Here is a 23354-nt window from a genome sequence, read left to right as displayed (position 1 = left end):
CTTCACGCCGTTGTCGTCATCAAGTCTGGTCCGGAGATGTACGGCGGCTGTTCAGTGGGAACGACCAGCCCTCGCCGACTTCGAGCGCCTGCCGGAACCCTTCTACCGCAGCGGCCCGGGCCTGCGGGGACAGTTCGCCCGTGCGTTCGGCCAGACGGGTGACGAACTCGACGACGCCGAGCTCGCGCAACGCCAGGAAGTCGGTCAGCTCCGTGTCGACCCGCGCCGCGAGGTCGTCGTCGAAGAAGTACGCGGGATCGGCACCGAAGTGGTCGGCTAGGCCGAGGATGTGCTTGAGCCGGGGGTTGTCGCTCGTGTTGCTGAGCAGTTCGCGGATGTAGCTCGCGGAGATGCTGCCGAACTGGCCGGACGAGCTGATCGCGGCCGCGACCTCCTCCGGTGACCACGGTCCGCGGTCCGGTGGGTGCACGGCCTCGAAGAGCGTGCTCAGCGCGGTGGGCCGCCAGCCCGGCCGTTCACCGGGGTGCAGCTCGCCCCGGCCGCCGAGGAACACCGCCGGGTGCACGCCGAGCGCGCCGGCGAGGTCCACGATGGCCTGGCAGGTCGGGTTGTCCTTCACCCCGAGCCGCAGCTGCGAGATGTAGCCGTGCCCGATGTCCCCACCCCGTGACTTCACCGCGGCGGCGAGCGCTACGTTGGTCACCTTGCCTTCGCCGTTGGGCGGGTTGGTGCACAGCTCGTTGAGCACCTCGGCGAACGGCCTCACGCCACACCTCCGCTGGAGCGACCCCTGGCCAGCGATCATTCCACTGTTGTGGAACCCGGAGAGCATATGGCATCACAGGGGTTGAATCCACCTGTCGGTAGTCCTATGATCACACTCCGCCGCTTGCACTGATGTGTCGCGTTTGATCCGAACGACGTCACCTCAGTTGAAGCAGGCAGCTAGAGCCAGTCAGAGCTGATGTCTGGGGGGACTCATGACGACTGCGCGGACGGGGTCACCTGTGAACTACGGTTCTCTGCGCCTGCACGACGAGAGCGCTCCCTCGCGCTGTGGTTCCTGCGCGCAGCCGGTGGGCGCGTGGGCCACCGACCGCCTGACCGGCCTGCTGGGACGGTGGGGTTGGGACGATCAGGCGCCGGCGCTGTACCGCCGTGCCCAGCGCCGGTGGGAGCAGGTCGCGCTGCTCATGATCGACCTCGACCGGTTCAAGAAGATCAACGACGAGTACGGCCACCCGGCGGGCGACGTCGTGCTGAGCGATGTGGCGGACGTGCTGAAGACCCACACGCGGTCGGCGGATCTCGTGTGCCGATACGGCGGCGATGAGTTCCTCGTGCTGCTGCCGCGCACCCCGGCCGGCGAGGCGGCCGTCGTGGCCGAACGGATGCTGCGCGGAATTCGTGCACTGCAGACCGAAATCACCACCAACGACGGCTATGGCATGACGTTGCACGGGCAGACCGCGTCCATCGGCGTCGCGTCGCACGTGCCGGGCGGCGAGGACGTGCTCATCGACCTCGTCCGCGACGCCGACGCGGCGTTGCAGCGCGCCAAGCGCAGCGGCCGCGCCCGCGTGCAGGTGCACGACCCGAGCGCGTCCGCGCCCGAACGCAACCTCGACCGCGGCAACGCCGCAGTCCCGGTGCTGCACCACCTGCTGGCGTTGCAGGACCTGATGAGCAGCGACCAGCTGCCGCACGTCCTGGTTGCACTGTCCGATGGCGCCAAAGCGCTGGAGGAGCTCGCCGCGACGCTGGGGCCCAACGTGCACTCCACCCTGGAACGCTTGCAGGAAAACGGTTTCGTGCACCGCCGGGCGTCGCGCTACGAACTCACCGCCGCCGCGCGCGAGTGGATCACCGACGTGCTGCCCGCGGTGGCGGCGTGGACGAACCGCCACCAGGGGCGCGTGCACTGACTCAGCTCAGCGCGGCCAGCCGCTGCTCGATCTGCTCGGCGGTGGCGTGTCCGCGTGCGAGCACGAACGCGTCGTTGCCGCGCATGGCGATCAACGTGGGGAAGCTGCTCACGCCGAGCCGTGCCGCCAGCGCGAAGTCGGCGTCGGGCTCGGAGGTCTTGAAGGTGCCCACGACCGCGTCGGAGTCGAGGCCGAACGCGTCGGCGATCGTCCGGTAGGTCTTCGCGTCGGACAGGCTCAACCCGTCGTGGAAGAAGGCCTGCTGCATCGCGATGGCGAGCTCGGCGGCCCGTTCCGGCGCGGCCTGGCGCAACGCGATCAGCCCGCGCGCGGCGGCCTCTGAGTCCATGACGAACGACCCGTCGGCGAGCAGCGCGTCGAAGGCGTCGCCGAACCGGGCCCCGGTCCGCTCGGTGATCTGGGCGTTGGCGCCCTTGATGAACCCGAACTCGCGGATCGGCACCCGCCGCTGGCCGGTGAACAGTCCGCCGGAGACCACCTCGACCGGCAGGTCCGGGTGGCGTGCGACGACCTCCTCCAGGGTGCCGGAGAAGGCGTGCGACCAGCCGCAGTAGGCGTCGAAGACGTAGACGAGCTTCACGACCGGTACAAACTCCCTGACTCGTCAGGTATTCCGGCTGTGAGCTGCTTCACTTCAGCGGTGGCAGTGCGTCCCGTGCCGCGTGGCTGAGCAGCCGCAGGTCCTCGGCGAACCGCTCGCGATGCTGTTCCGGCAACGGCTCCACGAAGTACCGCTTGATGTTCTCGACGTGCAGCCGCGCTGCCTGGACCAGCTTGTCCGCGCCGGCCGGGGTGAGCGTGACGAGGCGACCGCGCCGGTCGGTGGGGTGCGCGGTGCGGGCCACGAGCCCTTCGCGTTCCAGCCGGTCGATCACCCGCGTCGCCCCGCCGGTCGTGAGCACCTGTTCCTGGCTGATCGCCCGCATCGACATCCCCGGCGTGCCGGCCCGCCCCAGGATCAGCAGCACCTCGAACTCCAGGTGCGTGATCCCGCATTCCCGCTCCAACGCGCGCCCCAGCAGGTACTCCAGACGGTTCGCGGCGCCCTGCAACCGTCCGAACGCGAGCACCAGCGCGTTGGCCGCGGCGTCCTGCGGAGTCTCGATGTCCACGGCTTCCACGTTCGCCAGGGTATTCGTCCGCCGATTTGGCGGCTGCCTTGGAGTTCCTCGAAGTCCTAGCGTGGTCCTGGGGGTGGTGCCGGGTGGCAAGAGTCGAGAACACCGTGTCCGGGTCTGCGGGGAACGTGGTGCAGGCGGGGTCGATCGGAACTGTGCACATCCATTCCGGGCCACCTGGAAACCTTGTGCCGCAACAGTTGCCGCCCGCGCCGCGGGTGTTCGTCAGCCGGGTGGACGAGCTGACCGAGCTCGACCGGTGGCACGAGCACGAGGACCACCAGCTGCTCGTCGTGGTCAGCGGGCCGGCCGGGGTCGGCAAGACCTCGTTGGCGCTGCGGTGGTTGCACGACACGCGCGAGCAGTTCCCCGACGGCCAGCTCTACGTCGATCTCGGCGCCCACGCGGAGCCCGCGCAACCGGAGGAGGTGCTCGAGTGGTTCCTCGGGGCGCTCGGCGTCGAGGCCGTGCCGCCGACGCTGCCGCAACGACAGGCGCTCTTCCGGTCGCTCACGGCGGACCGGTCGTTCTCGATCCTGCTGGACAACGCCGCCAGCGCGGCACAGGTCAGGCCGTTGCTGCCCGCGTCACCGGGTTGCGTGGTGGTGGTGACGAGCCGGTGGCGGCTCAGCCCGCTCGGCATGGACGGCGCACGGTTCATCGAGGTCGATCCGATGGACCTGCGGGCGTCCGTGGAGCTGCTCGAACGCGTCGTCGGGGAACCCCGGCTCGCCGTCGAGGCCGATGCGGCCCGTGAGCTCGCACAGTTGTGCGGTGGGCTGCCGATCGCGCTCGGGGTGATCGGCGCACGGCTGTCCCGGCGGCCGCGGCGCACGCTGGCGAGGGAGGTCGACGAGCTGAGAACCGAGAACCGCCGGCTGGCCGGTCTCGACCTCGGCGGGTCGGCCTCGGTGAGCGCGGTCCTCGATCTGTCCTATGTGGACCTTCCACCGCGGCAGGCCCGGCTCTACCGGCTCGTCTCGTGGCATCCGGGCACCAGCTTCGGCGTGGCGGCCGCGGCGGCCATGGTGTCCGACGACGTCGGCGAGGTCGAGGACGATCTCGACGACCTGGTGGAGAAGAACCTCCTCGTCGAAGTTGGTGACGACCGGTTCCGGTTCCACGACCTCCTCCGGTTGCACGCCCGTGGGCAGGACGACGGCGAACGCGTCGATGCGGTCCATCGGGCTGTGGAGTTCTATTTGGACAAGGCCGTCGTCGCGGACGCGGCGGCGATTCCCGGTCGTCCGCGGGTGGGTCTGCGCTTCAAGTCGGCGGACCCCGAGGCGTTCGGGTCACGGGCCGAAGCGCTGGACTGGCTCGACCACGAGCGCGACAACCTCGTGCAGGCGTTGCGCGCGGCGGACTTCCACGGCTGGCCCGATCTGGTCTGGCAGCTCGCCGAGGCCATGTTCGCGTTGTTCCAACGGCGACACCACTACGCGGACTGGCTGTACACCCACGAACTGGGCGTGCGGGCCGCGCAGCTGTGCGGTGAACGAACCGCCGAATCCCGCCTGCGCAACCAGCTCGCCGTCGCGTTCCGCAACCTCGGCCGGCTGGACGAGGCGACCGCCGAGACCCGCATCGTGCTCGACCTCGCGGGTGAGCACGACCTCGGCAGCCGTGCGACCGCCCTGAAACGGCTGGGCCACATCCACCGGTTGAAGGGCGAGTTCGACGTCGCCCTCCAGTACTTCCGCGAGGGCCTCGACGCGGAGACCCGCCATGAGCGCGTGCGCGGCATCGGCCTCACCCACCGCCATATCGGCGAGTTGTTCATCGAGATAGGCCGTGTCGACGAGGCGATCGCTGAACTCCGCGAGGCTGAGGCGTTGCTGGACAACGTTGTGGACAAGGCGCGCGCACGGATGTTCTTGTCCCGTGCGCTACTCCGCGCCTCACGGTTCGACGAGGCCGCACGTCTCGCCCGCAGTGTGCTCGCGGACGTCCGTGACGCCGGTTCGCCTCTGCACGTCGCCGATGCGTTCGAGCTGATGGGCGAGATCGCCGAACGGCAGGGCGATCTCCCGCAGGCTCGCGACCACTACCGCTCCGCGCTGGCCTGCTACGGCGAATCCTTCGACCCGAGCGCCGACCGCGTCCGGGGCCGGATCGTCGCGCTGGACCGGAACGACGACGAGCGAACACCCGACGTACCGCTGCAACAACAGCCGGGCGACCGCGAGCGCGACCTCGGTTGACGGCTCGGGCGCCACCAGCAGGACGTCCGCCAGCGCACGCCACCTCGGCGCCGCGCGGTCGGCCCGGACGAGCAGCACGCCGTCCGCCCTGATCACACCGTCGGCAACGAACACGGCGACACCGACACGGCGTGAACCGGCTCGGGAATGCCGAGCAGGCGGTACATGGCGGCCCGCAGGATCGCGCCCGACCGGTCGAGCCGCGAGCTGACCAGCTCCGCGAACGCCGGTACCGGCACGGCCGCCGAGAGGTCGCCGGCGTACGTCGGCACGGCCCGGCGCAGGGCGTCCGCGAGGCTGCCGTCGCGCACCTCGGGACAGGTGGCGAGCAGCATGCGCGCACCGACCGCGGCGGCGTACTGGGTGGTCGACCCGAAGTCCCCGATGACGACGTCGCTGGCGATCATCGTTGCGCGCCAGCCCTCTTCGGGCGGAATGACGGTCACGTCGCAGCCCGCGAGCCACGACCGCACCTGCCAGGCGCTGTGCGTGGCCCAGATGTTCGGATGCAGCACCGCGGCCACCTTGGCGGTGCGCGGCAGCTCCCGGTAGAGCTCAGGGCGTTGCCAGAACGTCGACTCCCGGGTCCACGTCGAGCTGACGGTCACCAGCGTCTCGCCGGGCCGAACCCCCAGCGCCCGCCGGTAGTGCTCGCGAAACGGCAGACTCGCCCGCATCCGGTCCAGGCAGATGTCACCCGCGACAACGGCCGCGGGCAACGCCTCGGGACAGGACTCGGCCAGCACGTCGAGCTCCTGGTCGTGCGACAACACGATCGCCGACGCCGACACCTTCCCGCCGCGCACGAGCTGCTGCCGGTCGAGCCCGTGCACCGGCCGCGCGTCCTTCCCAGCGGCCCGAGCCCGTTTGCGCGACTTCAGGGCACTGGCCCCGTGCGGCAGCACGAGCACCGGCCCCGGCGCCCGGTCGACGTACCGGAAACTGGCCGCGAGCACGAGGTCGAACTCGTGCTGCGACGCCATCTCCCACGGCACCACCAACGCACCGATCGCCGCGAGCAACCTCGTGGTCTGGCCGCACGGATCGGGCTGCGTGAAGTAGACCTGGACCCGGAAGTCGCTGTCCAGCAACGGCAGCAGGTCGAGCAGCCGCGTGCAGGCCACCATCGTGGGCACGATCACCAGCACCTTGCGGCATCCCGGCACCGTCACCCGGTGCGCACCTCCCGCGCCGAGCGGGGTGGTCAACCAGTTCATCTCGGCCTCCTCGGTCGAAGCGATGCCAAGACCGTCCCGGCCCGAGTGTTCATCACGCTGTCAGAAACTCTTCCCGCACTTCAGCGCACTTCCGCCAAGGCGATCGGACGCGTCTCCGCCGCCATTCACGCGCTCATGTCATTGGACTGTCATCTATCTGTCTTCTTCGGCCGAACGAGTGCATTGCATTGGTGTTGGGCGGGGAGGACACTCTTTGGCGGGGACGCGAGGGGTGGCGCTGGTGGGTGCGCGATTCACGATTCTGGGACAAACGGGGATACGTGTCGGCGAGCAGGTCGACACGCAATGGGGCCCGCTCAAGCAGCGCGCGATGCTGGCCGTGCTGCTGACCCGCCCGGGTACCGCGGTACCTGCGGCGGAGCTGGTCGACTGGATCTGGTCGGACGAACAGGAGCTGCCGAAGAATCCGGCCCAGGCACTGCACCTGTATTCCTCGCGGATTCGCTCCGTGCTCGAATCATTGCCGGACCGAGTGGAATTGTTGGTGTCCGGCGGAGCTTATCGGCTCGCCGTCGACCGCAAATTCGTGGACTACTTCCAGTTCCGCGACCACGTTGACCGTGCGCGCGAACTCGCCGCCGGCGGTGATCACCAGCAGGCGCTGGAAGCGATTCGCTCGGCATTCCTCATCTGGCGTCATCAGGTGCCGCTCGAGGACCTGAAATCCGACCGCGCCGCGGCCTGGCGGCGCAATGCCCTGCTGAACCGGCAGATGCCCGCCTACGACCTGCTGTGCAAAGAGCTCCTGGTGCTCGGTGAGTACAACGCGGTCCTCGAGACGCTCGACGACCTGGAGCCGGACTACCTGGCCGACCCGGCCTTGCTGAAGCATCGGCTGGACGCGCTGTACCGGTTGCTGAGGACCGAAGAGGCCACGCAGTTGTTCCTCAGCATGCACAAGGCCTTTCGTGCGGACCTGAACGACGTCGCGGCGGACGACCTGCGCAAGTTCCACGACAAGCTCCAGGAACACGGAGTCGCCCACGTCGAGCCGGCTACCGCGACGGCCGGTGTTCCCGCGCCGCAACAGCTTCCGCTCGACGTTCCGCTGTTCGTGGGCCACGAGGACAAGTTCGTCGCGTTGGACGCCTCGACCGCGCAACCTGGTGTCGTGGTCGTGTCCGGTGTCGGCGGCGTGGGCAAGACCGCGCTCACGGTGCACTGGGCGCACTCCCGCCGCTCTCAGTTCCCCGGCGTGCTCTTCGTTGACATGCAAGGCTTTTCCGACGGTGCGCTGCTCAACACCTCATCCGTCGTCGACCGCTTCCTGCAGGGCCTCGGCGTACCGCCGGACCGGATCGCCAACCCGGAGCACCGCCTGGCCAAGCTCCAGTCGGTGCTGTCCGGACGCCGGCTCCTGGTGATCCTGGACAACGTCCGTGACACCAGCCAGATCCAGCACCTGTTGCCGTTGTTCTCGTCCTGCGTCGTCGTGGTGACGAGCCGTTCGAGGCTGTCCGGACTCGCGGCCCGCCTGACGCCGCGACGAATCTCGATCGATCCGCTCGACGCCGGAGAGGCGAGTCGCCTGCTCCTCGACCGCATCGGCGAGCGCGGTGAGGGCAGCGACGATCTGCTGGAGCTGACCCAGGTCTGCGGCGGCCTGCCGATCGCGTTGAAGGTGCTCGCCAACCACATCGCGACCAGACCGGGCGTGCGGCTGGGCGCGTTCGTCGACCACTTCCGCGACCGCGGCGTTCTCGACATCGGCACCATGCACGGTCCGCGCGCGGTGTTCACGCAGTCCTTGCGCGCCTTGGAACCTGATGCGCGTCTGCTGTTCCGCACGATCGGAGCACATCCGGGGCCTGGCATCAGCGTGAGCGCCGCGGCCGCCATGGCCGCGCTGCCGGTGCGTCGCGTCCACGAGGCGCTGGATGCCTTGGTGGAAGCGCATTTGCTGGAACAGGCCGGTGAACTCGACCGGTTCAAGCTTCATGATCTTCTGCGCGAGTTCTCGGCCGGGCTGCTCGACGACGCCGAGGAACGGGTGGCGATCGAGCGCCGAATGCTCGACTTCTACCTGAGGACAGCGGAAAACGCCGACATGACGGTGTTCTCCACGCTGGTCCGGGTGATCACATCGGACAGTGCCGCGGACGTCGGCGCACTGAGCTTCGACAACGCGTCAGCCGCTCATCACTGGTGCGCGGCCGAGGCGCAGAACCTCGTCGCGTTGGTGCGCTTCGCCTTGGCGGCAGGACACTTCGAGCACGCGATGCAGATTCCGCAGCTGGTGGGCGAGATCTGGCTCAGGCAGGGGCGCACCGAAGAGGTGCTGCACGTCCTGCACGCCGGTCTCGCCGCTGCGAAGGCTCTCGGCGAGCCGGCGGAGGCCGAGGCGGCCGTGCTGATGCACTCGATCGGCGCGACCTACCTGCTGCGCCAGGAGTACGGGCGTGCCGAGCACTACGTCCACGCGGCGCATCTGGGTTTCGTGCGGGCCGGTGGCGATCAGACCACCGGGATTGCCGCCTGTCTGCACACCGGTGCCCGGATCCTGGTGGCAACCGGGAACATTCCGATGGGAATCGACTCCCACGAGCGCGCTTTGGCGATGGTGCGCAAGGTTCCCGACAGTGGAATGGAGCAGATCTTCCTGTTCAGGGCGGGGGAGGCGTACAAGCACGCCTTCGACTACGAGCGTGCGGCTTCTTATTATCACCAGGCATTGGCGCTGGCCTGCGCAAAGGAGGACGAGGCCTCCGAGGCGACCGTTCTGCAGCTGCTCGGCGCGTTGCGACTCGCGCAGGAACGCACCGCGGAAGCGCGAGGCTTCGCAGAGGCCGCACTGCTCAAGCACGCTCGCCTGCTGGCGGTCGGCAGAGCCGGTGAAGCGTGCGCGTTGCTGAGTGAGATCGAGTCGGACGACGGCAATTGGTTGAATGCTAAACGGTACGCGCGTCAGGCTATTCGTCTTTGCGGCCGGGCCGGGGCGCCACTCAGCGAGGCGACCGCGTTGCACGTGCTCGGCCGCATTCTCGCGCGTGATGCGCAGCTCGACGGGGCAGTGGAGGCGCTGGAACGGGCGGAGGCGATCTTCGCCGACCTCGACCACGGGCGCAGTGCGCAAATAGCTGCTGAACTGCGCGAATTGCTGGCCGAACGCGGTGTTCCGCGTACACGGTCGGGATCACCCGTTGCGGGGCGGGCTACCGACGTTCGGCGTTAGCCGATCTACTTTCCGTGTCGTCAACGGCATCGATACGCCATTTGGGTGTCACCCGTTCTTGAAAGCTTCTCGCGTTTGAGTGTGTCGGGCGCTTCCGTTTATATTCTGGCGTCGTTGGAATCCCCGACTCTCGTGAATCAGAGGAGCAGAGATCAACGCCTCCAAGAAGGTGCAGCGCCCATTGCTGTTCGTTGCCGTGATGGCAGCCGTAGTGGGCTTTGGATTGGTCTACGCCAGCTCGACGTCGAGCACCACGGACGCGAGCCGTTTCTGGGTCAACAGTGTGACCGCGGAGACCACGCCGGCGGAGTAGCTGAGATCGCGGGAGCTATCCCCCGGCCGCGATTTCAAAAATTGTTCACCAGGTGGGTTGTCGTACGCCCACCTGGTGAACAGGCGCTCAGCTCGCCAGTCGGTCGATCCGGTCGAGCACGTCGTACAGGCCGCCGATCTGGCGCAGGTAGTGACGAGACCTGCTCTCGCTCAGGGCGCGGTCCCGCAACGAGACCACGGTCCGCCGGTACGGCCGGACGTCGCTGTTGGACGTGATCACCACGACGCCCGGAGCCGTCGAGAGCACGATCTGCCGATCGTCGTGCATCTCGAAGGCGTGTTGCGGTAGCGGCGTCACCATGGCCTCGTCGTCGACCAGGCGCACAACGACGTTCGAGCCGTGTGCTGCCGCATTCCGCAGCTGGTCGGCCATGATCCGCAACGAGCCGACGTGCGTGCGCAACGCGGACTCGAACACGAAGAACTCGAACCGGAAGCCCGGCGTCTCCATCAGTCGCTGCCGCTTGCGCGCCAACGCCATCACCCTCGCGGTGTCGCGTTCTGACCGCGACCCGGCTGCCGCCATCACGTAGTCGTGAGTGCGCAGCCAGTCCGGCATCACCGCGGGATCGGCCGCCACGACGTGCCCGGCGGCGCTGAACTTGGTCAGCAGCGCGGCGTGCTCGGTGGACGCGTTGCGCCGGAGCACACCTCGTTGTCCCGCACGGTCGTTCCACAGCCGTTCGATCAGGTCGAGTGCCTGTGCCGTCGCGTCGGGGTCCATGCCCAGCCCGGCCGCGAGGCGGCGCACGTCGTCCGGGCTGGGCAGCAGGATGCCGTTCTCGACCTTGGACAGCTTGGACTGGGTGAAGCCCGCCCGCCGCGCCGCCTCCGACCCCGTGAGCCGGGCCCTCTTCCGGTGTGTGCGGAGGAGTGCACCCAGGTCGTCGAGGTCGTGCTGGGCGTCGTCGGAGCGGGCCATCGAAGCTTCCTGTCGTCGATTGGCCGCAAACGTACCGCCGCACGGGCTAGGCGGTCGAGCCGACACCCTTGATCCGGCCCTCGCGGAACGCGTCCACGAACAGGCGGTGGTCCTCGCGGGTCTGGCGGGCGTAGTCGAGGGCGAAGGCCACGATCGAGTCGGCGAACTCGGTGTCGCGGGAGCCGATCGCCTCGGCGATGGCCTCCTCGCACTGGAAGGCGACGAGGGTCTGGGACGAGTCCTCGTCGGCCACGCAGTGCATCTTGGCGGTGGCGCGGCCCAGGTAGTCGAGGACCGGCAGCATGTCGGCGGGTTCGGTCAGGTCGGACCAGTCCAGGTCGGCCTCGTAGGGGGAGAGCTCGGCGACGACGTAGCCGGTGCCGTCGATCTGGGTGTGGCCGAGCCACGGGTCGGCGTGGGCCTGCAGGGCTCGTTGCGAGACGGCGGTGCGGTGGCCGTGGTCGGTGAAGTACTCGCGGATGCGCTCGTCGGGGACGATGCGGCTGGGTGCGGCCACGTTGGCCTGCTTCATCGACAGCACGACGTCGTTCTCCAACGCCTGGGTGTGGCCCTCCACCAGGATGTTGTAGGCGTGCAGGCCCGCTGAGCCGATGCCGAAGCCGCTGCGGCCCACGACGTCCTTGACGGTGTAGGTGCGGCTGCTGGCGCGTTTGCCGGTGGGGATGGTGTCCAGGTAGGACGCGAAGGCCTTCTCGACGGCGGCGCGGGTCGACGGGTCCAGTTCGTGGGTGCCCTCGCGGTCGCGGCGGAAGACGCGTTCGTAGCCGACGACGACGGTCTTCTCGTCCAGCAGGCCGATGCGGGTGGCGAGACGGGCGCGTTGCAGGACGTGGTGCAGGGCGCCTTCGGTGCTGTCGAGGCGCAGGCTGAAGAGCTCGTCGCCCGGCTTCTCCGCGAACGTCCTGACCTGCCTGACGTACGCGCCCACGTAGGTGCGGATCAGGTCGGTGATCACGCTGTCGGGCAACGCCTTGCGCCAGCCGAGCAACGCCATCGAGGCGGCGAAGCGGCGCAGGTCCCAGGTGAACGAACCGAGGTAGGCCTCGTCGAAGTCGTTGACGTCGAAGACCAGCGTGCCCTCGGCGTCCATGTAGGTGCCGAAGTTCTGGGCGTGCAGGTCGCCCTGAATCCAGATGCGGCTGGTGCGCTCGTCGGCCCACTCGTCGGGCATCTCGGCCATGTCGGCGTAGAACAGACAGGCGCTGCCTCTGTAGAACGCGAACGGTTCTGCCGCCATCTTGCGGAACTTGTGCCGGAACGCGGCCGGGTCGGCCGTCATCAGCTCGGTGAAGGCGTTCTCGAGCACGTGCACAATGCGGTCACCGCGGTCGGTCATGGGTGCCCTCCCTCTCTCGCTCCTTCAGACGCGGGTCGCGGTACGAAGATGCGAGTGCACGTGCAAATTTCACGTCACGGCAGCGGTGTGGAGGAATCGAGGCGATCGGCCGCCTGCTCGCTCCACGTCCGGAGAACCGATGCCTGGTCGGGGGTCAGCGAGTCGAGGAAGTGGCGGCGGATGTTGTTGCCGTGCACGAGGATGGCGCTCTGGGCGGCTCGGCGGCCCTCGGACGTCAGCCCGATGCCCGCGCGGCGACCGTCGGCCCCGTACTGGGTGCGTTCGACGAAGCCGCGTTTCTCCATGCGGGTCAGCTGGTGTGCGACGCGGCTCTTGTCCCAGTCGAGCGATTCGGAGAGCTCGCCGACGCGCATCTCGCGGCGGCCTGCCTGCCACAGCGTCACCAGCACGCTGAACTCGGCCTTCGAGATGTCGCAGGCACGCTGCAGACCGCGTTCCAGCTCCCTGGTGAGCAGACGCTGCGCGCGCATCCAGGCGTCCCAGAACTCCCACTCCTCGGGCTCCAGCGGTCGAGTCTCCGTCATGCGATGAGAATACCGTGACCAGCAGAGTTGTCACTTCAACTCCGAACTGCTTAGAGTTGACGCATCAACTCCTATCGAAGGACGGCCATGACACTGCGCATCGCAGTCATCCTCGGAAGCACCCGTCCCGGACGCCGCGGGGACCAGATCGCCGCCTGGGCGGTGGAGGCCGCTCGTGCCCACGGTGGCGCCGACTACGAACTCGTCGACCTCGCCGACCACGACCTCGGCAACCTCGACGAGCCCGGCAACCCGAACTTCCAGCAGTACCAGCACGACCACACCCGCGCCTGGGGTGCGCTCGTCGACGGCTTCGACGGCTACGTGTTCGTCGTCCCGGAGTACAACCACTCCTACCCCGGTGCCCTGAAGAACGCCCTGGACCACGTCTACAAGGAGTGGAACGACAAGGCCGCCGGGATCATCAGCTACGGCGGCTGGGTCGCCGGCGCACGGGCCGCGGAGGCGCTGCGCCTCGTCCTCGCCGAACTCCAGGTGGCCACGGTCCGTGCCCAGCCCACCATCTCGACACACCCCTCGTTCCACACCGGCACCTTCGTGCCCCAGGAGGGCCTCGCGACCGCGGTGGGCGGCATGCTCGATCAGGTGATCGCCTGGTCCGGCGCGCTGCGCGGGGTGCGGGAGGCCCGGCGCGCAACGGCGGCGGTTTCGGGCAGGAATCGAGAAGCCGTGAGCGGGTGAGGGGCCTAGCGTCGACGGCATGTGCTTCATGTTCGGAGCCAGCGAGGAACACGTGCACCGCGTGCTCGGGATCGTCGACGAGACCGAGCGCGACGACGAGGTGCCTGAGGAGGAACCGGCGGCGCAGGACTGGTCGCAGGACTAGGGATCCGGGTCATGCCCGGCAGTTGACTGCTGGGCATGAACGGATCGATGTCCCGCCGGAGCATCCTGACCGCAGCCGCGGCGGGCTCAGCGGCGGTTCTGCTCGGCACCGGCCGCGCCTCCGCGGCGACCCTGGTCACCCAGAGCGAGATCAACTCGCAGCCGACCTACTACGAGGTGAACGGCGCCGCGACGTCGTTCCGCTACGAGCCCGGCTTCTACTCGCGGCTCGAGACCTGGCACGTGCACTGGCGCAACTGGACGCCCAACCACTGGACCGCGCCGCACAAGATCTACTCGTACGGCGCGTACGTGGACAAGCCCGGTATGCACGGCGAGGGCCGCGCGTTCGACCTCGCGCGGCTGCTGATCACCAACCGCAACACGGGCGCGATGTTCACCGCGTTCAACGGCCGTTACGACCAGTGGCACAGCCTCACCGGTGATGCCCTGCGCACCGCCCGCATCCGCTACTGGGGCACCGTGGCGTCGCTGCACTACCACTTCCGGCACGTCATCTCGTACCTGGACAACGCCGAGCACCACAACCACGTGCACATCGACAACGCGGTGTCGGGCAGCGGCGACTCCAGCTTCGCCACGTCGTCGACCACCCAGACGTACTTCGTGCAGGCCGCGTGCCAGTACATCTGGGGCTACTCCACGGGAATCGACGGCGACTGGGGTCCGCAGACCCAGCGCGACTCCTCCGCCGCGCTCGTGCGGGCCGGGTCCGACGGCGCGATCACCACGCAGAGCCGCTGGCTCACGTTCTGCAAGGCCAGCGCTCAGCAGGCGTGGGCACTCGTGCCCTGACCGCAAGGCGGGGTGCGCCCCAGGTCGTCCTGGGGCGCACCCGGTCCTGCTAGGCGTGGCACTCCATCAGGGTTTCGGTGGAGCCGCCGCCGTACGCGCTCGGGTCCACGGCGGAGCAGTGCTGCTTGATCCACTCCTCCCGGCCGCCCACGTCCCGGCCGCCGAAGGGGCCTCCGCGCTCGCCGCCGCTGAGGACGAACTTCAGCTTGCCCTCGCTCACCCACGTCTGCAGCTGGTCGACCGACGGGGCGTTGTCCGAGCCGGAGAACCCGCCCATGCCGATCACCACCTCGTCGGTGCTCATGATGTACGGGGCGGCTGCCATCGCGGAGCCCGCGACGGCGAGGGTGATCTCCGCGCCGTTGCCGTGCTCCTTGGCGTAGGCGAGGATCCGCTTCTGCTCGTCGGTGAGCTCGGCCCGGCCGCCGAACCCGCCGGGACCGCCCGGCATCTCGCCGCGGTTGCCCCGCTGCGGGAACTGGCCGTTGGGGGCCTGGCCGTTGGGGGCCTGGCCGTTGGGGATCTGGCCGTTGGGGATCTGGCCGTTGGGCATCTGGCCGCCAGGCGGCTGCATGCCGTTCGGCGGCTGCTGCCCGTTGCGGAAGAACTCGAGCCCGCCACCGCGCTCAGCCGGCCCCGCGGCGGGCATCGAGCCGTTGTAGCTCGGTGTCGCGGCCGTGGCGGTCGACCACACGGCCGGCACCAGCAGCACCGCGACCACCCCGGCCACCAGCCCGACCCGGCGCAGGCCGACCAGGAGCACCACGATCGCCACCGCGGCGACGCCGAGCACGGCCCACCGGGTCCAGCCGTGGAACGCCGTGTCCCGCGACACCAGCACGAACGCCCAGGCCGCCGTGATCGCGATCCCCAACGGCAGCAGGAACCGCACGAAGCTCCTGGCCCGCCAGAACATCACCAGCCCGGCCGCGCTGATGGCGGCGACGGCCGGCGCGAGCATCGTCGTGTAGTACGGGTGCCAGATGCCCTGCGCGAAGCTGAACACCACGCCGGTGACCAGCAGCCAGCCGCCCCACATGAACCAGCCCGCGCGCTCGGCCGGGTCGCCGGGGACCCCGCGCCGCCAGCGCAGCACTCCCGCGACCGCGACCGCGGCCAGCACGAGCAGGCACAACGGCAGCAGCCATGAGATCTGGCCGCCGACCGAGGGCTCGAACATGCGCGTGATGCCGGCTTGCCCGCCGAACATCCCGCCCGGCCCGCGCATCTCCACGCCTTCGGGGATCTGACCGGCCGGCATCTCACCGGCACGGCCGCCACCTAGGTTGCCGTCGCCGCCGAACACCCGGCCCAGACCGTTGTAGCCGATGATCAGGTCCCACGCGCCGCCGTCCGTGCTGCCGCCGATGTACGGCTTGGAGCCCGGCCACGCCGCGTGCAGCGCCACCCACCAGAACGACGACACGACCAGGACCGCACCCGCGCCCAGCAGGTCGAGCACCCGCCGCTTCACCGGCGCCGAAGTGCCGACCAGGTAGGCGAGGCCGAACGCCGGCACCACGACCCAGGCCTGCAGCATCTTGGTCAGGAACCCGCAGCCGATGAAGAACGCGCACCACAGCAGCCACTTGGTCCGCGCACGCCCCTCGGACGAGCGCACCGACCGCGTGAAGGCGTAGGCGGCCGCGATGAGCAGCAACACCAGCAGCGTGTCGGGGTTGTTGTCCCGGTTGATCGCCACGGTGATCGGGGTCAGCGCGAGGATCAGCGCGGCGAGCAGCGCGACCTTCTCGTCCGCCCACAACCGGACCGTGCGGTGCAGCAGGAACACCGCCGCCACGCCCTCGATCACCTGCGGCAGCAGTACCGCCCACCCGTGGAAACCGAAGATCCACACGGCGATCGCCTGCGGCCACAACGACATCGGCGGCTTGTCGACGGTCACGACCCCGGCCGGGTCGAACGAGCCGAACAGGAAGTTGGTGAACGACGTCGACATCGACTTCGCGGCGGCCGCGTAGTACGCGTTGCCGACCTGACCGGCTCCGATGGCCCACACGTACAGCGCTCCGGCGAGCACGCAGATCGCGGCGAGAGCCCACGCGGGCCAGCGGGCAGGCCGCGGCGCCTCGATCTGTTCGTCCACCGGAGCGGCCACCTCGGCAGTGGCGGTCATGCCTGGTCCTTTCGGTCGTCCCGGCGGAACACCCAGCTCCGCAACAGGAAGAAGCGCCCCACCGTGCCGAGGGCCGACGAGCCCAGCAGCACCGCCAGTTCCAGCAGGCGGGGCGGGTTGGGGGAGGCCGCGTGCAGCACGAGCAGCGCGGCCGATGTGAACGCGTAGTAGAGGCCGAACACCACGACGCCCTGCAGATGTGTTCTGCCGCGGGCGGTGTTGCGGGCGGTGAAGGTGAAGCGGCGGTTGGCCTCCGTGTTGAAGAGAGTCGTGATGACCAGGGCGACCAGGTTGGCCGCCAGCACCGGCCACCAGAGCCGGAAAAGGCCGTACAGCGCCAGGTTCGCGAGCGTGGAGATCACGCCGATCACCGCGAACGACAGCATCTGCCAGGACAGGCCGCCCTCGCTGCGGCTCAGCACGGCGTCCGGGTGGATGGCGCGCGGCAGGGGGCGTTGCGGCAGGCCGTGCACGCGCGCGGTGCCGTTGGCCTTGGCTCTGGCCACCCGGATCAGCCCCTTGATGTCGTCGATCGCGGTGCCCACGACGTCGACCCGGCTGTCCACGTCCTCGACCCAGTCGACCGGCACCTCGTGCACGCGCAAACCGTTGTGCTCCGCGAGAAGCAGCAGCTCGGTGTCGAAGAACCACGCCTCGTCGCGCGCCTGGCCGAGCAACGGCCGGATGACCTCCGTGCGCGCGGCCTTGAAGCCGCACTGGGCATCGCTGAACCGGGCGCCGTGCGTGAGCCGGATCAACGCGTTGTAGCCGCGGGACACCAGTTCCCGCCGAGGACCGCGCACCGTCCGCGACCCCGGTGCCAGCCGCGAGCCGATCGCGAGGTCCGAGTGCCCGTTGAGCAGCGGCGCGACCAGCGGCAGCAGCCCGTCCAGCCCGGTCGAGAGGTCCACGTCCATGTAGACGACCACGGCCGCCTCGCTGGTGCCCCACGACTCCCGCAACGCGAGGCCGCGGCCCTTGCGGTCCAGGTGGTGCACGCGCACCCGCTCGTATCTCTCCGCCAGGTCCTGGGCCACGGCCAGCGTCCGGTCGGTGCTGGCGTTGTCCACGACCACGATCGACCAGTCGAAGGGGAACTGCTCGCTCAGGAACCCGTGCAGCACCTCGACGCAGCCGGGCAGTGCGCGTTCCTCGTTGTAGACGGGGATCATGATGTCCACCGTCCCAGTGGCCTGTGCGGTGTTCACCGCCATGTGCTGCTCTCCGTTCCACAGTGGACACCTATGTGACCGCTCTGCGACTGAGAGTGCTGATGTGGTTGTGAGAGCGTCCTTGGCTTCCGCTGAGAGTTTCGTGAGAAGCAGGTCGTTGACACAGCATTCACACAGGTAGCGGCGTTACCGTCGGGCTCATGCGACTGCTCGTGGTGGACGACGACCCGGACGTTCGGGACAGTCTGCGGCGCAGCCTGGAGTTCGAGGGCTACGAGGTCACGACCGCCGCGGACGGCGCCGAGGCGCTGCGCCTGCTGACCGGCGTGGACCTCGCGATCCTCGACCTGATGATGCCGGTGCTGGACGGGTCGGAGGCCTGCCGCCGGATGCGCGCGGCCGGAGAGCGCTTGCCCGTGCTGATGCTCACGGCCAGGGACGCGCTGGGCGACAAGGTCACCGGCCTGGACGCGGGCGCCGACGACTACCTGGTCAAGCCGTTCGCGCTGGAGGAGCTGCTGGCCCGCGTCCGCGCGCTGCTCAAGCAGAACCGGCACCGCGAGACGCCGGAGTCGTTGCGGTTCGGCGGCCTGACCATGGACCTGCGGGCCCGCGAGGTGGCCAGGGACGGCCTGCGGCTCGACCTGACGCCGACCGAGTTCGACCTGCTGGCGGTCTTCCTGGCAGATCCGGAACGGTTGCTGACCAAGCAGTACCTGAAGCACGCGGTGTGGGGCCACGACCAGGGCACCAACAACCTCGACGTGTACATCGGCTACCTGCGCCGCAAGACCGAGGCGGGCGGACGGCCCCGCCTGCTGCACACCGTGCGCGGCCTGGGTTTCATCCTGCGCGAGACTGAGTGAGTCACTGTGAGAGGCCCAATGCTGCTGCGCGGCAAGCTCGCGCTGATCACCACCTGCGTGGTCGCGGCCGCGATCACCGGGATCAGCGTCGTCACCTGGCTCGCCACCGAGCACAACCTGCGCACGCAACTCGACAAGTCGCTGCTCACGAGCATGCCACCACCGCGCAAGAACCGGGTACCGGGATCGGGTGAACGGCTGATGTTCAAGCTGCCGTGCGACCAGCCCGTGGCCAGTCAAGGGCTGCAACAGGTGCTCCAGGGCATCCAGGTCCTCAGCCACGCCGACGGCACGTGCGCGCCGCCGGGCGTCGACCCGGTCGTGACCAGCGACGACGACTTCGTGGACAAGACCACGTTCCGCGACGGCGTGACGCTGTCCGGGCAGTCGGCGCGCGTCCTGCTGCAGCCGCTCGACAACGGCGACGTGCTGATCCTGAGCCGCAGCCTCACCGAGATCGACGACACCCTGGCCGCGCTCGCCGGCGTCCTGGTGAGCGTGTCGGTCTTCGGGTCGCTGCTGGTGGCCGCGGTCGGCCTGTGGCTGACCCGCCGCGCCCTCGCCCCGATGGAACGCCTCACCGAAGCCGCGGAGCACATCGCCCGCACCGAGGACCTCACGACCCCGGTGACGGTCTCCGGCCAGGACGAGGTGGGACGCCTGGGCCGCGCCTTCACGTCGATGACCGCCGCGCTGGCGGAGTCCCGGCGCCGCCAGCGGGATCTCGTCAACGACGCCGCGCACGAGCTGCGCACCCCGTTGACCAGCCTGCGCACCAACATCGACCTGCTGGTGCGCAGCGAGCGCACCGGCCGCCCGTTGCCCCAGCGGGGTGAGGTCCTCGACCGGCTGCAGGCCCAGAGCCAGGAGTTCAGCGACCTGGTGACCGAGCTCGTCGTGCTGGCCCGCGACGAACGCGAGCTGGCCCGCGATCCCGTCGACGTGGCCGAGGTGGTCGACCGTGCCGTCAAACGTGCCCGCAGCCGTGCCCACGGCCACGTCTTCGACGTCGACCGCTCGGAGTGGTCCGTGCTCGGCGACGCGGCCGCGCTCGAACGCAGTGTGCTGAACCTGCTGGACAACGCGGTGAAGTTCGGACCGGCCGGCTCCACCATCACCGTCCGCTCCCGGCCGGGCTGGCTGACCGTGACCGACGAGGGCCCTGGCATTCCCGCCGAGCACCGGGAAGCCGCGTTCGAACGGTTCTGGCGCGCGCCCGCGGCCCGCGGCCTGCCCGGTTCCGGTCTGGGGCTGGCGATCGTGGCGGACATCGTTGCGGTGCACGGAGGTTCTGTGCGGTTCGTGCCCAACGGCAAAGGGGCATCGGTCCGCCTCAATCTGCCGACGATCGTCGGTGGTTGACGTGGGCGGCTCTGCACCACGGTGGGGGGATGGATCGCAGACACCGGCGCCCTGCCCTGCTGATCACCGCGCTCCTCTCGGTCGCGATGGTCACCGCCGGCAACTCAGCCGCTTCCCCTGACCAGCCAACACATCCGTGGCAGTACGACCACTGGCCCCAGCAGCAGCCCTGGCAGCAGACCAGGGACTCCGCGCGCGTGGCGGCGCAGGCCGGGTTCCCCGGCCCGATCGACCCGCAGAACTGGGTCAACCCCGACCACATGACGTGGGAACGGGACTACAAGAAGATTCCCGGCACCAACTGGGCCGACCCGTCGGTGCGCGGTTCGGTGCGCAACTTCAAGGGCGCGGTGGTCCTGCTGGACTACCCGAACCAGCCGTTCGTCGTCACGCAGCCCAGGAACTCCACGGTGTTCGGGAATCCGAGCGTGGAGGCCAACAACATCCCGCGCAGCCAGGTCGCGCAGTTCTACCAGGACTTCCTCAACAAGCCGATCGCCCTCAACCACGGCCACACCGTGCACGAGTACTGGATGGAGACCTCCGGCGGTCGCTACGGCGTCGACCTGAAGGCGTTCGGCCCGTACACGATGCCGGGCAAGGACCACGAGTACGGCATGGAGTTCCAGGGCGGCACCGCTTGCCCCGCCGGTGACTCGTGCAATCGCAACATCCGCACCGACGGCCGGGCCGCGTGGGTCGCCGATGTCGGCAGCGAGGTGCCGAACGGCTACGACTTCATCTATTACCTGTCCGCGGGCCAGGACGAGTCCGGCACCTGGCAGGAGTTCGGCATGATGAAGTTCCGCACCAAGCAGGACGTCACCGACGACTTCGGCCCGCCCGACCCCGCGCTGCCGAACTGGTCGAGCACCCGGTACGTCGACTGGACGTCGTGGGCCGCGGGTTCGAGCATCTGGCCCAACGCGAGCGGCGGCTCGACCACCCAGGCCGAGAGCTCCGGCCAGGGCGTGTACGCGCACGAGCTGAGTCACGTCCTCGGCATCGGCGACAACTACAACAACCCGTACGGCAGCCCGCCGCGCCGTGACTACAGCGGCCCGTGGGACATGCTGTCGCGCGGCTCGTTCAACGGCCCCGGCGGCCCGCACTCGCGCTGGACCATCCCGGCCACCGCCGGCGCTTCCCTGGGCGCGCAACAGACCTTCCGCAACCGGATCAAGCTCGGCATCATCGACGAGCGCAACGTGCTGCGCCTGTCCAGGGAAGCGCTCTCGGGCTCCGGCGTGGTCATCGCCAAGATCACCGCCCGCGAGGTCAACCCCGGCACGACCGGCCTGACCGGGGTCAACCTCGCGCTCGGCACCGGCGACAAGTCGCCGTCCTGCAACGTGAACACCAACCCGTTCTGCGACGGCGGCGGCTACAACAACTACACGCTCGAAGTCGTCGACCGGATGGGCGCCGACTCGTTCACGCCGGACGCGGGTGTGCTGCTGGCCAAGACGAAGAACGCCGACGCGGCACCGTTCACGTGGGTGATCGACGCCAACCCGCAGGACATCGGCATGACCGACTACGTCCTGCCCGACGGCACCAAGGTGCCCATCACGATCGGCGACTACCGGCAGCTCGCCGACGCGCTGTTCCACGCCGGTACCAACTCCGGCAGCGAGTACGAGTACGTCGACACGGCCAACCGCGTGCACTTCTACATCCTTGACGTGCAACGGGATTCGCGCGGCGTGCTGTCGTACACGGTGGCGGTCCGGTCGCTCGACGGCCCCGGCCCGCAGCAGCGGGGCGTGCAGGTCATGCCGGGCACGCCGAGCACTCAGGACGGCGTGGTGACGTGCCGCTTCCCGGTGGTCAACACCGGCCGTGCCGCACCGCCGACCTCGCAGCACCCCGAACCGGTCACGCAGTACATCGACGGTGACGTGTACCGGGTGTCGGCCACCGCTGCCAACGGGTGGACCGTCTCGGTGCCGAACGCCCTTGCCACGGCCAAGTTCGGCGGCACGGTGACCGTTCCGGTGCACGCTCAGCGCAACGGCGGCTCGATGACGTCGAAGGTGACGCTGACGGCCGTCTCGGAGAGCAACCCGCTCAAGCAGGCGACCGCCACGTGTTCCGTGGCCGCCCTCCGTTAGATCGACTCGTCGAGGTGCGCGTCCCACACGGCGTTGGCTTCCGTGTGGGACGCGGCACCGGTGAAGAACGCCTCCGCCACCGGGCCGAGGTCCGGGTCGTCGCACTCCACGCCCATGAACTTCGGCTTGTGCACCGCGAATCCGCGCGGGTCCTGCGCGGGCCGGTACGGCACCGCCACCTGCAGGCTCTGCCGGTGCGGCCCGTACTGCACGGCCTCGACGATCAACGCGTCCGTCCTGCCGCGGTCGAGGTGGACGTAGCCGTCGGCCACCAGCACCGCGCCCACCCAGCCGGGATCGCCGTCGGCCAGCGCGTCCTGGCCCGCGCGGGCACCTTCGGCCAAGTCGTCGTACATCAACCGGTTCATGCCGTACTCGCCGTCGGTGTGCTCGTAGCCGAGCAACGGGATCAGCGTTTCTCCCTCGGAGACGCACCACACCCCGTGGGCGGCGAAGAACCCGGCCAGCCGGGCTGTCTCGATCATGGCCGACACCCTGCCAGGCCGGGCCGCGGTTTTCAGCGAGTTCGCACGGATCGACGCCGTTGCTGCGGAACGGGACCGGACGTCAGCATCACGAAGCACGCCAGCAGCAGGACCGCACCGCACGCCACCCACGTCAGCGTCCTGACCGCGGGAACCGGTGCGGGCACGCCGATTCCGAGCAGCAGCAACGGCATGCCCAGCGAGTAGCAGACGCCGGCCGCGAACAGCCGGCCCGTTCCGTTGAGCAGCAACGGAACCGCGGCGATCCCGGTCAGCACCGCGAACAGCAGCCAGCCCCAGGTCAGCCCGGCGTGCAGCGCGACCGTGATGCCGAGGCCGTCGTCCGCGCGGATCGCGAGCTCGGTCTCCGCCTCGTGGCTGAACCCCACCGCGGCCCGTGTGCCCGCCGCGGCGGCTGTGATCACCAACGACGCGCCCAGAATCGTGCGACCGCGCCGGACCGGATCGACTCGTTTCCTGGTGTCCACGTCCCCAGTCTCGGGCCGGCCGGAGGAGACACCGCGCTGCACACGCCCAGGTCCACTCAGTAGTGGTACGCCGACAATGCTTGACACAAATCATTGAGAGCGTTGCTCATGTTGGTGGAAATTGCTAGTGGATTCACGGTCGATCTGTAAGACTCCGGTCCGGGTTTAGGGGAAAACCTAAAGGTTGTCCCGTAATGATCAAGAGTATTGGCGGGGCAAGGGGGTGACAGTGGTGTCACTTGCGACCGGTGGACGTTCAGCCGGTCATGGCC

Annotated in this window: 20 protein-coding genes; 9 read left to right on the top strand and 11 right to left on the bottom strand. The window is 69.1% G+C overall.

Annotated features, from left to right (window positions below; genetic code table 11):
• Window positions 1-19: 19 nt before the first annotated feature.
• Window positions 20-727 (bottom strand): hypothetical protein, encoded by a 708-nt coding sequence (locus ACWEIJ_RS45280; protein WP_449843488.1) that lies wholly within the window; start codon window positions 725-727, stop codon window positions 20-22.
• A gap of 241 nt (window positions 728-968) precedes the next feature.
• Here ACWEIJ_RS45280 and ACWEIJ_RS45275 point away from each other — a divergent pair, with 241 nt between their 5' ends.
• Window positions 969-1886: a diguanylate cyclase gene (locus ACWEIJ_RS45275; RefSeq protein WP_449843487.1), complete on the top strand. Its 918-nt coding sequence runs from the start codon at window positions 969-971 to the stop codon at window positions 1884-1886.
• Window position 1887: 1 nt separating this feature from the next.
• Here ACWEIJ_RS45275 and ACWEIJ_RS45270 read toward each other — a convergent pair whose 3' ends face one another.
• Both ACWEIJ_RS45270 and ACWEIJ_RS45265 read right to left on the bottom strand, forming a co-directional pair.
• Window positions 1888-2487, bottom strand: coding sequence for a DsbA family protein (locus ACWEIJ_RS45270; RefSeq protein WP_449843486.1), 600 nt, complete (start codon window positions 2485-2487; stop codon window positions 1888-1890).
• A 49-nt stretch (window positions 2488-2536) separates the two neighbouring features.
• The gene (locus ACWEIJ_RS45265; protein WP_449843485.1) at window positions 2537-3028 is read right to left on the bottom strand and encodes a MarR family winged helix-turn-helix transcriptional regulator; all 492 of its coding nucleotides are present in this window, start codon (window positions 3026-3028) and stop codon (window positions 2537-2539) included.
• Window positions 3029-3213: 185 nt separating this feature from the next.
• Here ACWEIJ_RS45265 and ACWEIJ_RS45260 point away from each other — a divergent pair, with 185 nt between their 5' ends.
• Complete coding sequence (locus tag ACWEIJ_RS45260) at window positions 3214-5229, top strand: ATP-binding protein (protein ID WP_449843484.1); 2016 nt, start codon at window positions 3214-3216, stop codon at window positions 5227-5229.
• A 92-nt stretch (window positions 5230-5321) separates the two neighbouring features.
• Here ACWEIJ_RS45260 and ACWEIJ_RS45255 read toward each other — a convergent pair whose 3' ends face one another.
• Window positions 5322-6446 carry a hypothetical protein gene (locus ACWEIJ_RS45255; RefSeq protein ID WP_449843483.1) on the bottom strand — a complete coding sequence of 375 codons (1125 nt, stop codon included), beginning with the start codon at window positions 6444-6446 and terminating at the stop codon, window positions 5322-5324.
• A 232-nt stretch (window positions 6447-6678) separates the two neighbouring features.
• On the opposite strand from ACWEIJ_RS45255, the gene ACWEIJ_RS45250 reads away from it, so the two are divergent.
• Entirely contained in the window at window positions 6679-9639 is a 2961-nt protein-coding gene (locus tag ACWEIJ_RS45250; RefSeq protein WP_449843482.1) for an NB-ARC domain-containing protein, read from the top strand.
• 400 nt (window positions 9640-10039) lie between these two features.
• Here ACWEIJ_RS45250 and ACWEIJ_RS45245 read toward each other — a convergent pair whose 3' ends face one another.
• The 3 genes from ACWEIJ_RS45245 to ACWEIJ_RS45235 all read right to left on the bottom strand — a co-directional run bounded on the left by ACWEIJ_RS45245 (window position 10040) and on the right by ACWEIJ_RS45235 (window position 12796).
• Window positions 10040-10894: a Scr1 family TA system antitoxin-like transcriptional regulator gene (locus ACWEIJ_RS45245; RefSeq protein WP_449843481.1), complete on the bottom strand. Its 855-nt coding sequence runs from the start codon at window positions 10892-10894 to the stop codon at window positions 10040-10042.
• Window positions 10895-10940: 46 nt separating this feature from the next.
• A complete protein-coding gene (locus tag ACWEIJ_RS45240) occupies window positions 10941-12251 on the bottom strand; it encodes a DUF2252 domain-containing protein (RefSeq protein WP_449843480.1) in 1311 nt (436 codons plus the stop codon).
• Between the two features lie 74 nt (window positions 12252-12325).
• Window positions 12326-12796, bottom strand: a complete 471-nt coding sequence (locus ACWEIJ_RS45235) for a MarR family winged helix-turn-helix transcriptional regulator (RefSeq protein WP_449843479.1) — start codon at window positions 12794-12796, stop codon at window positions 12326-12328.
• Between the two features lie 87 nt (window positions 12797-12883).
• On the opposite strand from ACWEIJ_RS45235, the gene ACWEIJ_RS45230 reads away from it, so the two are divergent.
• The 3 genes from ACWEIJ_RS45230 to ACWEIJ_RS45220 are packed head-to-tail and all read left to right on the top strand — an operon-like array spanning window position 12884 to window position 14458.
• Complete coding sequence (locus ACWEIJ_RS45230; RefSeq protein ID WP_449843478.1) at window positions 12884-13498, top strand: NADPH-dependent FMN reductase; 615 nt, start codon at window positions 12884-12886, stop codon at window positions 13496-13498.
• Window positions 13499-13517: 19 nt separating this feature from the next.
• Complete coding sequence (locus ACWEIJ_RS45225) at window positions 13518-13643, top strand: hypothetical protein (protein ID WP_449843477.1); 126 nt, start codon at window positions 13518-13520, stop codon at window positions 13641-13643.
• A 35-nt stretch (window positions 13644-13678) separates the two neighbouring features.
• Window positions 13679-14458 carry a hypothetical protein gene (locus tag ACWEIJ_RS45220; protein WP_449843476.1) on the top strand — a complete coding sequence of 260 codons (780 nt, stop codon included), beginning with the start codon at window positions 13679-13681 and terminating at the stop codon, window positions 14456-14458.
• A gap of 49 nt (window positions 14459-14507) precedes the next feature.
• On the opposite strand, the gene ACWEIJ_RS45215 is transcribed toward ACWEIJ_RS45220, so the two are convergent.
• Together ACWEIJ_RS45215 and ACWEIJ_RS45210 are read right to left on the bottom strand one after the other, a co-directional pair.
• On the bottom strand, window positions 14508-16595 hold the full coding sequence (locus ACWEIJ_RS45215) for an ArnT family glycosyltransferase (RefSeq protein WP_449843475.1): 2088 nt from the start codon (window positions 16593-16595) through the stop codon (window positions 14508-14510).
• Window positions 16592-17809 (bottom strand): glycosyltransferase, encoded by a 1218-nt coding sequence (locus ACWEIJ_RS45210; protein ID WP_449843474.1) that lies wholly within the window; start codon window positions 17807-17809, stop codon window positions 16592-16594. The genes ACWEIJ_RS45215 and ACWEIJ_RS45210 overlap by 4 nt, the downstream gene beginning before the upstream one ends.
• Window positions 17810-17967: 158 nt before the next feature.
• Here ACWEIJ_RS45210 and ACWEIJ_RS45205 point away from each other — a divergent pair, with 158 nt between their 5' ends.
• From ACWEIJ_RS45205 to ACWEIJ_RS45195, 3 genes are read left to right on the top strand one after another with little or no spacing between them, the layout of a single operon-like run.
• On the top strand, window positions 17968-18633 hold the full coding sequence (locus ACWEIJ_RS45205; RefSeq protein ID WP_449843473.1) for a response regulator transcription factor: 666 nt from the start codon (window positions 17968-17970) through the stop codon (window positions 18631-18633).
• A gap of 6 nt (window positions 18634-18639) precedes the next feature.
• Window positions 18640-19995 carry a HAMP domain-containing sensor histidine kinase gene (locus tag ACWEIJ_RS45200; RefSeq protein WP_449843472.1) on the top strand — a complete coding sequence of 452 codons (1356 nt, stop codon included), beginning with the start codon at window positions 18640-18642 and terminating at the stop codon, window positions 19993-19995.
• A gap of 29 nt (window positions 19996-20024) precedes the next feature.
• The gene (locus ACWEIJ_RS45195) at window positions 20025-22109 is read left to right on the top strand and encodes a M6 family metalloprotease domain-containing protein (RefSeq protein WP_449843471.1); all 2085 of its coding nucleotides are present in this window, start codon (window positions 20025-20027) and stop codon (window positions 22107-22109) included.
• On the opposite strand, the gene ACWEIJ_RS45190 is transcribed toward ACWEIJ_RS45195, so the two are convergent.
• Together ACWEIJ_RS45190 and ACWEIJ_RS45185 are read right to left on the bottom strand one after the other, a co-directional pair.
• Window positions 22106-22594, bottom strand: a complete 489-nt coding sequence (locus ACWEIJ_RS45190; protein WP_449843470.1) for a hypothetical protein — start codon at window positions 22592-22594, stop codon at window positions 22106-22108. The two genes, ACWEIJ_RS45195 and ACWEIJ_RS45190, sit on opposite strands and share 4 nt — an antisense overlap.
• A 32-nt stretch (window positions 22595-22626) precedes the next feature.
• Window positions 22627-23082, bottom strand: coding sequence for a hypothetical protein (locus ACWEIJ_RS45185; protein WP_449843469.1), 456 nt, complete (start codon window positions 23080-23082; stop codon window positions 22627-22629).
• Between the last annotated feature and the right edge of the window lie 272 nt (window positions 23083-23354).

Source organism: Lentzea sp. NPDC004789, from assembly GCF_053601075.1.
This window is presented reverse-complemented; position numbering and strand designations above follow the sequence as displayed.

Bases quoted from the DNA above. Each gene is read 5' to 3' on its own strand.
- ACWEIJ_RS45255 (WP_449843483.1), bottom strand. From the start codon at position 6,446: ATGAACTGGTTGACCACCCCGCTCGGCGCGGGAGGTGCGCACCGGGTG.
- ACWEIJ_RS45245 (WP_449843481.1), bottom strand. From the start codon at position 10,894: ATGGCCCGCTCCGACGACGCCCAGCACGACCTCGACGACCTGGGTGCA.
- ACWEIJ_RS45240 (WP_449843480.1), bottom strand. From the start codon at position 12,251: ATGACCGACCGCGGTGACCGCATTGTGCACGTGCTCGAGAACGCCTTC.
- ACWEIJ_RS45235 (WP_449843479.1), bottom strand. From the start codon at position 12,796: ATGACGGAGACTCGACCGCTGGAGCCCGAGGAGTGGGAGTTCTGGGAC.
- ACWEIJ_RS45230 (WP_449843478.1), top strand. From the start codon at position 12,884: ATGACACTGCGCATCGCAGTCATCCTCGGAAGCACCCGTCCCGGACGC.
- ACWEIJ_RS45225 (WP_449843477.1), top strand. From the start codon at position 13,518: ATGTGCTTCATGTTCGGAGCCAGCGAGGAACACGTGCACCGCGTGCTC.
- ACWEIJ_RS45220 (WP_449843476.1), top strand. From the start codon at position 13,679: ATGAACGGATCGATGTCCCGCCGGAGCATCCTGACCGCAGCCGCGGCG.
- ACWEIJ_RS45215 (WP_449843475.1), bottom strand. From the start codon at position 16,595: ATGACCGCCACTGCCGAGGTGGCCGCTCCGGTGGACGAACAGATCGAG.
- ACWEIJ_RS45210 (WP_449843474.1), bottom strand. From the start codon at position 17,809: ATGGCGGTGAACACCGCACAGGCCACTGGGACGGTGGACATCATGATC.
- ACWEIJ_RS45205 (WP_449843473.1), top strand. From the start codon at position 17,968: ATGCGACTGCTCGTGGTGGACGACGACCCGGACGTTCGGGACAGTCTG.
- ACWEIJ_RS45195 (WP_449843471.1), top strand. From the start codon at position 20,025: ATGGATCGCAGACACCGGCGCCCTGCCCTGCTGATCACCGCGCTCCTC.
- ACWEIJ_RS45190 (WP_449843470.1), bottom strand. From the start codon at position 22,594: ATGATCGAGACAGCCCGGCTGGCCGGGTTCTTCGCCGCCCACGGGGTG.